This window comes from Vibrio sp. QJM3NY_21, assembly GCF_057785975.1.
On record NZ_CM173514.1, the window covers coordinates 1,583,363 to 1,595,599 of the forward strand.

At 46.0% G+C, this 12,237-nt stretch carries 10 protein-coding genes; 7 read left to right on the plus strand and 3 right to left on the minus strand.

Annotation, left to right across the window (positions count from 1 at the left end; genetic code table 11):
* The first annotated feature begins 35 nt into the window (after nucleotides 1-35).
* The 5 genes from dsrO (at nucleotide 36) to AC3CID_RS22455 (ending at nucleotide 7,373) form a co-directional block, all read left to right on the plus strand.
* On the plus strand, nucleotides 36-872 hold the full coding sequence (gene dsrO, locus AC3CID_RS22435) for a sulfate reduction electron transfer complex DsrMKJOP subunit DsrO (RefSeq protein WP_488527500.1): 837 nt from the start codon (nucleotides 36-38) through the stop codon (nucleotides 870-872).
* A complete protein-coding gene (nrfD, locus tag AC3CID_RS22440; protein ID WP_488527501.1) occupies nucleotides 869-2,026 on the plus strand; it encodes an NrfD/PsrC family molybdoenzyme membrane anchor subunit in 1,158 nt (385 codons plus the stop codon). Before dsrO ends, nrfD begins: the two co-directional genes overlap by 4 nt.
* A gap of 14 nt (nucleotides 2,027-2,040) precedes the next feature.
* Entirely contained in the window at nucleotides 2,041-5,133 is a 3,093-nt protein-coding gene (locus AC3CID_RS22445) for a molybdopterin-dependent oxidoreductase (protein WP_488527502.1), read from the plus strand.
* A gap of 527 nt (nucleotides 5,134-5,660) precedes the next feature.
* A complete protein-coding gene (locus tag AC3CID_RS22450) occupies nucleotides 5,661-6,302 on the plus strand; it encodes a c-type cytochrome (protein ID WP_488527503.1) in 642 nt (213 codons plus the stop codon).
* A 9-nt stretch (nucleotides 6,303-6,311) separates the two neighbouring features.
* Entirely contained in the window at nucleotides 6,312-7,373 is a 1,062-nt protein-coding gene (locus AC3CID_RS22455; RefSeq protein ID WP_488527504.1) for a c-type cytochrome, read from the plus strand.
* Between the two features lie 157 nt (nucleotides 7,374-7,530).
* Here the strand turns inward: AC3CID_RS22455 and AC3CID_RS22460 are convergent, their stop codons facing one another.
* Nucleotides 7,531-8,460: a LysR family transcriptional regulator gene (locus AC3CID_RS22460; RefSeq protein ID WP_004732134.1), complete on the minus strand. Its 930-nt coding sequence runs from the start codon at nucleotides 8,458-8,460 to the stop codon at nucleotides 7,531-7,533.
* A 26-nt stretch (nucleotides 8,461-8,486) separates the two neighbouring features.
* Complete coding sequence (locus AC3CID_RS22465; protein ID WP_009845852.1) at nucleotides 8,487-8,927, minus strand: Lrp/AsnC family transcriptional regulator; 441 nt, start codon at nucleotides 8,925-8,927, stop codon at nucleotides 8,487-8,489.
* A gap of 141 nt (nucleotides 8,928-9,068) precedes the next feature.
* Between AC3CID_RS22465 and AC3CID_RS22470 the strand changes: the two genes are divergently transcribed.
* The gene (locus tag AC3CID_RS22470; RefSeq protein ID WP_010431665.1) at nucleotides 9,069-9,653 is read left to right on the plus strand and encodes a LysE family translocator; all 585 of its coding nucleotides are present in this window, start codon (nucleotides 9,069-9,071) and stop codon (nucleotides 9,651-9,653) included.
* A 155-nt stretch (nucleotides 9,654-9,808) separates the two neighbouring features.
* Here the strand turns inward: AC3CID_RS22470 and AC3CID_RS22475 are convergent, their stop codons facing one another.
* Complete coding sequence (locus AC3CID_RS22475) at nucleotides 9,809-10,138, minus strand: DUF1294 domain-containing protein (protein ID WP_171310967.1); 330 nt, start codon at nucleotides 10,136-10,138, stop codon at nucleotides 9,809-9,811.
* 273 nt (nucleotides 10,139-10,411) lie between these two features.
* Here AC3CID_RS22475 and AC3CID_RS22480 point away from each other — a divergent pair, with 273 nt between their 5' ends.
* Complete coding sequence (locus AC3CID_RS22480; RefSeq protein ID WP_488527505.1) at nucleotides 10,412-12,187, plus strand: alpha-amylase family glycosyl hydrolase; 1,776 nt, start codon at nucleotides 10,412-10,414, stop codon at nucleotides 12,185-12,187.
* Nucleotides 12,188-12,237 lie beyond the last annotated feature (50 nt).

Here is a 12,237-nt window from a genome sequence, read left to right on the forward strand (position 1 = left end):
CCTAACAGATCGAATACCCATTTATAGGTACCTCTATGGACTCATTGAAAAGACGGTTTCTCAGCCAATTCGGTAAAGTTTCCGCCAGCGCTGCGCTCATTCCCATTACCGGAATCAACACCGCAGTCGCGAGCACAGCCGTTCGCAATAACAACCAGCCTGACCGCAAAGGCGAAGTAGGCAAGCGCTACGCGATGGCGATTGATTTACGTAAATGCGTTGGCTGTCAGGCATGCACTGTTGGCTGCAGCGTGGAAAACCAAGCGCCGATTGGCCAGTTCAGAACCACCGTAAAACAGTATGAAGTCTCCCTTGATGATGGTTCGACAGCTCAACAAGACGTGAAATCATTCATGTTACCTCGCCTATGTAATCACTGTGACAACGCACCCTGCATCAAGGTTTGTCCTGTTCAAGCGACCTTCCAGCGTGAAGACGGCATTGTGATGGTGGATAACGAGCGCTGCGTAGCCTGTGCCTACTGTGTTCAAGCTTGCCCTTACGATGCTCGCTTCATCAATAACGACACCCTTACCGCTGATAAATGTACCTTCTGTGCACACCGCCTTGAAGACGGCTTACTGCCCGCTTGTGTAGAAACTTGTGTCGGTGGCGCGCGTGTCATCGGTGACCTTAAAGATCCAAACAGCGAGATCAACCGTCTGCTTAATGAAAACCAAGACGACATCAAGGTGCTCAAGCCAGAGCAGAATACCAACCCCCATGTTTTCTATATCGGCATGAACGAGCGATTCGTTAGCCACATTGAAGGCCAACCTGCGATTTATGATCCAGCCGCCATCGATAACTCATCCTCTAGCAAACAAGAATTGGCAATCGCGACACAAGGCAAACAAGGAGAGACAGCATGAATATCACTGAGGTGTTAGTTCCCGCTCAAGAGATCGCTTGGCTACCGTGGGCGGTTCAATATTTCTTCTACATCGGTTCGGCTTATGCGGCGGCTATTCTGTTTTTAATTGCACTGATATTCAAAAACTCAACCAGCCATCAATTCCGTTCAGCGCTTGTGCTTGTGATGGCCATCGGTGCGATTGTTGGGCCATTAGCATTAACCGGTGATTTGCACCAACCGGGACGTGCTTGGCACTTCTATGCTCACATTACGCCTTGGTCATGGATGTCGTTAGGCTCTCTATTCCTACCTTTGTTCTCTGGTCTGGCTGTTGCGACAGCTTGGGTTTACCTGCGTGACGACATCGCACAGCTTAAAGAGAGTGAAAACCCGCTTCTAAAGCGTTTGTCTTGGCTCACACTGGGGCAATGGCAGGTTTCAACAAAACTGATGATTGCACTCGCTGCTGCTACCGCTATTTCTGGCTTAAGTATCGCGCTTTACACCGGTGCCGAGATTGCAATTTTGGCGAGCCGACCGCTTTGGCATCAACCGGCTTCCCCGCTGCTTTGGTTCACAACAGCCTTCTTTGCTGCAACAGGCTTAACGTTATTGATTTGGGCTCTACTGCCTTCAAGCAAGCCAAGTTTAAAACCCACAGATCTCGCTCTAGTGCAAAGAACGATTACGTTAACGGGCGGCCTTGCCATTATTCTTACGTCGATTTGGGCATCTAACCATGGTCACTTCAATTTGTATGAGAACGACGCGTGGGGCATTAATTTAGGCATCATGACTACTAGTATTTTACTTTGCATGATCTTGGTTCTCCCGCTGCAGCGTCTATCGCAAAGCAAACTAGGAATTATCTGTGTTGCGCTTGCTACCATCGTTTCAGCATGGGCGGTGCGTTGGGTGACCATGATGGAGGTTCAAACCATTCCACGTTTTGATGTAGGTCCATTCCCCTATGAACTGCCAATGGGTAGCGCTGGTTTACTTGGCATTGTTGGTATGTGTGGCCTTTGGTTAGCACTTGCGTTGTTCGCCTCTGAAATCGTGTCTACTCGAACTGTTGGGTCTACAAGAGCAACTGGCTCTGCGCCAAAGGCAACATCAAAGCCTAACCAAAATACACCTTCACCACTTAACCGCTCACATAGCTTGTAGTCTGAGGAATCATCATGGATAACAAACGTCGTCAATTTTTGAAAACAGGCCTTGCTGCCGGTGGTGTTGGAGCTTTTGCTGCAGGTTATGCGACAACCACAAAACACATGGTTCACGGTGCTATCGATGGTACCGCTGGTAAAAAAACCAACCACATCCACCACGGTAATTCGCTAGAGACGGAATACAGTGTCGATGAACAAGGTAAAATCACACCTAATCCAAACCAACGCGTTGCACCCTCAATGTGTTTTGGTTGCTGGACACTGTGTGGCTTGCGTGTACGTATCGATAATCGCAATGACGAGATCTTGCGTATCTCGGGCAACCCGTATCACCCGCTATCAAGTGACCAGCAGATCCCGTTCAAAACGCCCGTAAAAGACGCCTACATTGGCTTGTCTGGTGAATCAGGTATTAATAACCGCTCGACAGCCTGCGCCCGCGGTAACGGCATGTTAGAAATTCAAAACAGCCCATACCGAATCACTCAACCGCTAAAACGTGTTGGCAAACGTGGTGAAGGCAAGTGGGAACCAATCAGCTACGAACAGCTTATATCTGAGATCACCGAAGGTGGTGACTTGTTTGGGGAAGGCGAAGTAGAAGGCCTACGTTCGATTCGTGATATCGAAACACCACTCGATCCAAACAACCCTGAATACGGACCAAAAGCCAACCAACTATTAGTAACTAATGCCGGTAATGAAGGTCGTGATGACATCTTGAAGCGTTTTGCGTTTAACAGCTACGGAACACGCAACTTTGGTCATCACGGCTCTTACTGTGGTTACGCATTCCGTGCAGGTTCTGGCGCGATCATGAATGATTTAGACAAGTTCTCGCACTTAAAACCAGACTTCAACAACGCAGAGTTCATTCTTTTCATCGGTATGTCTCCGGCTCAAGCGGGTAACCCGTTCAAGCGTCAAGCAAGACAACTGGCTGAAGCTCGTACTAATGGAAAACTGAGCTACACCATTGTGACTCCAAGCCTTCCAGCAGGATCATCGAGCCTTGCGGCGGGCGATCGTAACAACTGGCTACCGATCAAACCGGGCACTGATTCAGCATTAGTCCTGGGTATGATCCAATGGATCATCGAAAACCAGCGCTACAATCACGATTTCTTGTCTCGCCCAAGCGCACAAGCGATGCAAAAAGCAGGCACCACGCATTGGTGTAATGCTTCACACCTTGTGATCAGTGACGAAACACACCCACAAAATGGACGTATGCTCCGTGCATCGGATATTGGATTGCTAGAAACAGGCGAACCGATGTCTGACGATGACGGATTTATCGCACTAGATGTGACAACGTCACTCATATCATCGCATATTCAGGTGAATGAAGCGGCTCTGTTCGTTGATCAATATGTAGAAATCGATGGTCAAACCGTTCGTGTTAAGTCTTCTCTACAAAGATTGAAGGAAGAAGCCTTCAAATATGACCTTGCTTACTACAGTGAGCAGTGTGAAATTCCACAAGATCAAATTATTGCGCTGGCGAAACGCTTTACCAGCTACGGAACGAAAGCAGTCGTCGATACCCACGGTGGCAACATGCACACCAACGGCTTCTACAACTCGTTCTCTATTCTGATGCTGAACGCGCTGATCGGTAACATCAACGCGAAAGGCGGTGCGATGGCGAAAGCAGGCGGCTACCCAACTTCTGTTGCTGGTCCACGTTACGACTTTACCAAATTCAAAGGCAAGACTAAGCCTCAAGGCGTGTTCTTATCTCGCAGCAAATTCCCGTATCACAAGACCAGCGAATACAAGCGTCGCGTTGCAGCAGGTGAATCACCCTACCCAACGCGTGCTCCGTGGTACCCAATCTCTGCGCCGCTTTTAACCGAGCATTTATCAGCTGCGATTGATGGCTACCCTTACCGTGCAAAAGCGTGGATCAACCACATGGCAAATCCACTTTATGGCGTTCCGGGTTTAGACAACCTATTAGGCGAGAAGCTTAAGGATCCAAAGCAGCTTGGCTTGATCGTCTCTATCGATGCCTTCATCAATGAGACAACAGCATTATCAGATTACCTTGTGCCAGACACAGTAACCTACGAGAGTTGGGGCATGGCAACACCTTGGCATGGCGTTGCAACTAAAGCGATCACTGCTCGTTGGCCGATTGTTGAGCCTAAAACTTCCCGCACTCAAGACGGACGTGCCATCAACCTAGAGAACTTCTTTATTGATGTGGCAAAAACACTGGGCTTAGGTGGCTTTGGCGACAACGTAATCAAAGACAATCAAGGTAACTGGCACGGTATTCATAGCGCTGAAGATTTCTATCTACGCTCTGCAGCTAACTTGGCATTCGTAAAAGGCGGCGTACCGAATGTAGACGCTGAAGATATCGTTTGGTCTGGTCTAGAGCGCCTTATACCTGTAATGAACAAAACGCTTAAACCAGAAGAGATGCTCAAAGTGGCGTATATCTTTGCGCGTGGCGGTCGTTTTGAAGACGCAACCAATGCCTACACCAATGAAACCATGAAGTACAAATGGACCAAACCATTGGCTATTTGGAATGAAAAACTCGGTACGTCTCGTAATACCATCAGTGGCGAGCAATACATGGGTTGTCCTACATGGTATCCACAAAAGTTAGCAGACGGTACGCCTTTGGTAGAGCAGTTCCCAGTAACAGAGTGGCCATTCACCCTAACCAACTTTAAGTCCAACATTCACAGTGCGGTGTCTAACTTGTCACCACGATTGGAATCTATTAAAGGCGTGAACCCGGTTTACATTCACCCGCAAGACGCCTCTTCTGCTGGCATCAAAACAGGCGATGTATTTGCCATAGAAACACCGAGTTCAACCACACATGCGTTGGCGATGGTGATTGATGGTATAAAACAGGGAACATTAGGCTTTGAACACGGCTTTGGACACAAAGAGCTCGGTGAACGTTCACACTGGATTGGTGACACACAACAACCAGTGAAGATGAAGTCGAACGATGGAGTTAACATCAATGATATAGGCTTGATTGACCCGACGAGAGAAGGCAAAGGCGTCATGTTAGATTGGGTTGTGGGTGCAGCAGCAAGACAAGCGCTTCCGGCTAAGATCTACAAGGTCTAGCTTAAACTCTGTAAGCTCTAACTTAAGCACTTAATCAAAACACTTCTTTATCTGATTTGCAGATGAGAACACAACAGGGCAACTTCGTCATTCGAGGTTGCTCTGCTTTTTCATCCCCTTGATCTGGAAAAGCACCCTATTTGGATAAAACGCCCAATCTACATACAGCATCGGAACTAGATAAAGCATCCGGTCTAGATAGAGTAATCAACCCAAAGCCATTAGGTAATCTTCATTTCACCACAACTTTTTTAGCCAGCATCCATAAAGCAGCTATGCTTATACAATCGGTGCCATAAAAGAGCCTTAACAAGCAGTTACACCGAGGCGAACATGGCAGTTCCCTTGCATTTCGTAAACAGCGATTGGATTGGCCTAACGGAATTCACATCAATACCATTATGGTGGTTGAGGTTATTAATGTGAGACTCACCTCAAATTCAAAGTGAATTAATGTGGAAATCCACAATAGCGCGAACAATCAATTATGTCGAAAATGCGTGCACTACAACCAATAGCGACGCCTCATGACTAAGCTGAAAATTAAACCTCAAACATTAACGCTTTGTATCGCAGCTCTGGGAAACCTTTCTTTATCCGGTTTGGCACAAGCAGCGCCTAATCCAATGCCAGAAGCTGCAGAAACCTGTAGTGGCTGCCACCAAGCTGACGGTAAAGGCATGCCCAACATTGCCCCTATGCTAGCAGGGCTCAATGCTGACTACCTTGAACATCAACTGGTTCTATTCTCTAGTGGTGAGCGTCAAAGCGCGATCATGAAGGGCATGGCGGATGGTGTGTCAGATCCTGCTATTCGTCGTGAAGTAGCAGAGTACTTTGCTTCACTACCTTCATACGAATTTAGCGATTTAGAACAGCGCGGCTCACAAGCGGATATTGATAACCCCTACCGTAAGCTTGTATTCCAAGGAGATTGGGATCGAAACATTCCTGCGTGTGCAACCTGCCACGGCCCAAGTGGTATGGGCGTAGACAAATTCCCACGCCTAGCGAGCCAGCACGCCGACTACATTCAAACTCAGCTCAATGCTTGGAAAAACGGCACTCGAAAGGGTGATGATTTGAACATGATGGGCAATATCGCCGGTAAGTTAACTGACGATGAAATCAAAAACCTGTCTTACTACTTCGCATCTTTCCGATACTAAAGGGCTCGCATGAAAACATTACTTTTAATTACCGCAACCCTTGCCTCTGGAATCACTTATGCCGAAGCAGAGTTGCCTGATCGCCAAACCGAGCTGCCAGCAATTGAGAAACCTCAAGATAACAAATATCTGGTGCCACGAGGCTTGGTTGATATCCCAGCTGGGGAATTTGGTGACAAAGTCAAACTGGGCTATTCGCTGTTTGTCGATTCTCAGCAGATGCGAGGTACGTTCGTAGGCAATGAGCAAAACTGTGTAAACTGCCACATGCAAGCGGGCATGAAGGCAAATGCTGCACCTCTTTGGGGAGCGTACATGGCTTACCCTGCTTACCGTAAGAAAAACGACAAGGTAAACAGCTACGCGGAACGTATCCAAGGTTGTTTTACCTATTCAATGAATGGCTTACCACCAGCAGTAGGCTCAAAAGAGATGGTCGCGCTCACGGCATACTCATATTGGTTGGCGATGGGTGCCATCTTAGATAAGAACGGCATGCAAGACACGCCCGTCCCTGAGATCAGCGATGCGGATTTACAAGTCGGAGGAAAAGCGGAGAGCTTCCCTCTTCCAGAAGAATTGCTAAGCAAATACCCAATTGATGACCGCAGCAAGCTGGCAGGTCGTGGCTACCCTAAGATTGCTAACCCTGAACAAGAGCCGTCGATAGCGCGTGGTGAAAAGGTTTACCAAACCAGCTGCCAAACCTGTCATGGTCAAAATGGTGAAGGAATCAAAGGAGCAGATGGTCGCTCATACCTGCCACCACTTTGGGGCGAGAACTCATTCAACTGGGGCGCAGGTATGCACCGCGTGAACACCGCCGCCTACTTCATCTATGAAAACATGCCGCTTGGAAAGAGCCAACAGCTTTCAATTCAGGATGCATGGGATGTGGCCGCTTTTGTGAACAGTCATGAACGCCCACAAGACCCACGATACAAGGGTGATGTTGCAGGCAATGCTAAGCGTTACCACAACCACCAAGGTTACTATGGTAAAGAAGTCGACGGTGATGTGCTGGGTTCCAAAGCGTACCCAAGCGGCAAGGAAGCGATTCACGAGCACTGATCTCGAATCATGAGCCTCTCTTTTCGAGAGTAAGAACCGCTCACGCCAGCTATAGCTAAGCTTTACATTGTAAATCAGTGTTCGCCGGAATAATAAAAAGGAGCCAGATCGTGTGACGATCTAGCTCCTTTTTTAATTTGAACTATTAGAAACACAACTAACCTTGCTGCATCTTCTCCCAAATGGTCGGAGAGCCAATATAGTCTTGAACCGTAGTAATAAACTCTTTGACCAGTTTGGTCTGCTTACGATGCGGATAGACAGCGTAGATTGCGGTATCAATCGTAGAGATCGGATAATCCGGCAGCAAAGTGACCAAGCCAAGCTCTTTCATTGAGGCATACAGGTTTGATTGATCAAGGAAGCCATAACCTAGACCATCTTTCACACAAGACACCATAGTACGAACATCACTGACCTTATAGTTGCCACGAATCGTTAGGCTTTGGAAAGTGTTGCCATGCGGCTCTTCACTGATGCGCAGATGATCGACCGTCATATCGCCATTGGTATAAATTACAGCGGGTAACGCGAGTAGATCTTGTGGCGTCTTCGGCTCACCATGCTGCTTCACAAAGTCGTTCGATGCAACAAGCATGAAGTTACTGTCGGCAATCTTCTTGGCAATCAAGTTCGATTCAACAAGCTTACTGAAGCGAAACGCGATATCAAACTGCCCAGCAATGATGTTGGCGATCTTATCGTCTAGTGAAAGTACAATCTGAACATCAGGGTACTTTCTCATGAACTGAGTGATGATAGGTTGCAGATATTGCTGACCAAAATAGATCGGTGAAGTAATTCGCAGCACGCCTTTGGGTTCTGACTGGTATGAATCAGCAATGCCTTGGATCTGATTGATAGTATCTTTCAGCACATAGGTTTGCGCGAGAATATCTTCCCCTGCCGACGTCAACGAGAACGAACGCGTAGAACGGTTGAGCAACTGAACACCTAAATCTTGCTCGAGTTTTTTTATCTGTTTAGAGAGTGATGAGTTGTCCATATCATGCAAGGTTGCCGCTTTGGTAAACGACCCTTGTTGAACCACATCTAAGAACAATAACAACTGATTAGTATTTGGCACTGCGCTTCTCCTGAAATAAAACTCGACTAACGTTCATCTTTGGGTGTATCCATCACAACCATGGTGGTAATGGATTGAACCTGAGCACATTCCCCAAGCACATCGGCATGAAACTTCTTATAGCCCGGTAGATCTTTGGTCTCAACTCTAAGCAAGTACTCGTTAGCACCAGTAATGTTATGGCACTCCACCACCTCTTTTTCCATACTGACATGCTGTTCAAACTCTAACTGAGCCGCTTTGCTGTGGCTCGATAAACCAATCGAAACGTAAGCAATAAAGCCAACGCCCATCAGGCCATTATCCAGAACAGCTCGGTAACCTTGAATGATCCCTTTACGCTCGAGATCTTGTACTCGCCTTAAGGTCGCTGAAGCAGACAAACCAATTCGTTCTGAAAGCTCAATGTTGGAGATTCTGCCGTCCAACTTAAGCTCTTGCAATATCCTTTCGTCAAATCTATCCATAGGTACTTATTATTGTGCATTTAGTGATAATAAGTGAAATAAAAGCACATAATTGCCTCACTTTCCACCTACTATGCTTCTCAACACGTGAAAGTCATGACCGGTCAGTCACTTCGTTCATTTTATTGTAGGAGAACCATTATGCCTTTAGAACAACTTAGCGCACTTGCCTTGTTTGCGTTTGTCTCGACCTTCACGCCGGGTCCAAATAACATCATGCTCATGACATCAGGTGCCAATGTTGGCTTTGCCCGAACTATTCCGCACATGCTTGGGATAGCTCTAGGGTTTGCCGCGATGTTGTTGTTGGTTGGCTTCGGTTTAATGGGCATTTTCAACGCTTATCCTGTCTCTCACCAGATCTTGAAATATCTAAGCCTGACTTATCTTGTGTACCTAGCAATTAAGATAGCATTGAGCGGCAAAGCAAAAAGTACAGAGGCTTATAAGCCCATGACCTTCATTGGCGCTGCCAGTTTTCAGTGGGTAAACCCGAAAGGTTGGTCAATGGCACTGACTGCGATTTCAGTGTACAGCAGTGGCAGTTCATGGTGGGAGCTTGCGATCATCGCGGCAATATTCACGCTAGCCAACTTACCATCTGTGACATTCTGGACGGCAGCAGGCAAACAGCTACAACACTGGCTAACAACACCAGTACGCATCAAAAGCTTTAACTACGGTATGGCGGGATTACTGCTCGCGTCGACCATTCCAATGCTCTAATTTCTAGTTATTGATTCATCTAGCTTCTAGATTCTAGCCATTGAGCCAAAACGTTATCTGGATATCTAACGCTTTCACACAGCTGAAAATTCAGTTCACTTAAATGCTTAACTGCTCAATAACTCAGTTAACCAATAATTTAGTTAGCAAATGGTTTAGTTAGCCAATAAGTTGGCAAGGATAGGCTGTAACACGGCTTGTCCTTGCGCCGTCAAAGCCCACGCAAAACCACAAATATTCCCAAAAATCGACATCCATAAGATGGCTTTAAATGGCTGTTTCTGAGTTTTATGACGTAACTTCGCTTGCGCCAGTAACGCCCCAGGCCAACCTCCCAATAAAGAAAACAGGTGTAACGTACTTTCCTTGGTTCGCCACTGACCTTTTATTGCCGCTCGCTTATCTTTCGCGTAAAGCGCAAAGGTCAAAAGGCTCATCACAATGTAGGTAATAAGAATCTGTACATAAGACGCAACAAACAACATGCTCACTGCAACAATAGCTAGGTATACAAAACTGAAAATAATTGAGATAAACAAAAATGAACCCTTAAATTTACTCGGTATATATTTGATTTATATATCACTTATCGAAGTATGGATCTGACATGCTTAGCTTAGCGACTCAAACCGTCAAATAAAACCCAACTACGCCCTTAAATCTTTAATAAAGGAGGAGTAAGCTTTTTTACAAATACGTTAGCCTAAATGCCTTATCCATCCCTACATAACATGATGGAATATAAAGGAATTATAACAATGAATGATAAAAAACATGCTATCTATCAAGTTTTTACACGTTTGTTTGGCAACAAAAATACCACTAATACTCCATGGGGCACGATGGAAGAAAATGGGGTAGGAAAATTCAGTGATTTCACGCATCACGCTCTGGCTGAAATAAAAGACCTTGGCATTACTCATATTTGGTATACCGGCGTTCCGCATCATGCTGTCATCAAGGATTACACCCATATCGGTATTACCAATGATCACCCAAGTGTCGTCAAAGGGCGTGCTGGCTCTCCTTATGCAGTCAAAGATTACTACTCAGTAAACCCTGATTTGGCTAATGACCCTGCATCACGCCTTGAAGAGTTCGAAGCGCTAATACAAAGAAGCCATGAAAACGGCTTAAAAGTCATTATAGACATCGTACCCAATCATGTTGCGCGCCAATACAAAGGGGAAAACAACCTGCTTGGTATCAAAGATTTCGGTAGCCAAGACAATACCAGCGTAGAGTACCACCGCGATAATAACTTCTATTACATTCCTGATGCTGCGTTTGAATTGCCAGACATCATCTCCGAATTCCTGCCTCTTGGTGGAGAAGATCATCCAAGCCTAGCGACTCCATTTATTGAAAACCCAGCCAAATGGACAGGTAATGGATCTCGCCTTTCCAAGCCAAATTTCGACGATTGGTACGAAACCGTTAAAGTGAACTATGGTATTAAGCCCGATGGCACCAAAGATTTCCCGGAATTACCTCGTGACTTTGAACACCGCGATTACATGGATCATTATCACTTTTGGCTTGAATTTGAAGTCCCTGACTCTTGGGTTAAATTCCGAGACATAGCCCTATACTGGCTATCTAAAGGCGTGGATGGTTTCCGCTATGATATGGCAGAAATGGTGCCCGTTGAATTTTGGAGCTACCTCAACTCATCGATCAAAATGAATAATGCAGAAGCGTTTTTAATGGCCGAAGTATATCAGCCTCACCTTTACCGAGATTACATCAAGCTCGGAAAAATGGATTACTTATACGATAAGGTCGATCTGTATGATGGTTTGAAGGCGATTATGCAAGGCAAAGCATCAACCGCAATCATTCCGGAGATTCAGCATCAGCTGCAAGACATTGAACACCATATGATGCACTTCCTTGATAACCATGATGAGCAAAGAATTGCTTCACCAGAGTTTGTCGGTAATGCCAATATTGCTAAGCCTGCAATGCTAGTCAGCGCTTTATTGAGTAGCTCACCAACTATGTTGTATTTTGGTCAAGAAGTCGGTGAATCAGGGGCTGAAAATGCAGGGTTTGGGCAACCTTCACGCACTTCTATCTTTGATTACATTGGCGTACCTCAGCACCAAAAGTGGATGAATGACGGGAAGTTTGACGGCGGGCAACTCAATGACGATGAAAAGCAACTTCGTGCCTTCTACAAAAAAGTGATGAATTTCACCCTAAAACATTCATCCATGACAGGTGCTTATGTCGACTTACATCAATCCAATCATTTAAACGATTCATGCTACGCGTTTATCCGCCATGACCAGAATGAACTGGTGATTGCTGCGGCGAATTTCCATCAACTGAACTCCGAGTTCATTGATCTCGCCATTCCGCAAAACGTCCTTCAAGACATTGATTTAAAAGAAGGAACATATGGTATGAACGAATGTATTGGTAACCATTCAACGGCTACATTAAAAGTGAACAACCACGGGGAAGGTTTCATCAGTTTACAATTAGAGCCACTAGCAACCTCCGCATTAGTTTTGACTCTACCACTTTAATGAAGCAAATTTAGTCCATAAAAAACGAGCTTAAAGAGCAAATCTAATAC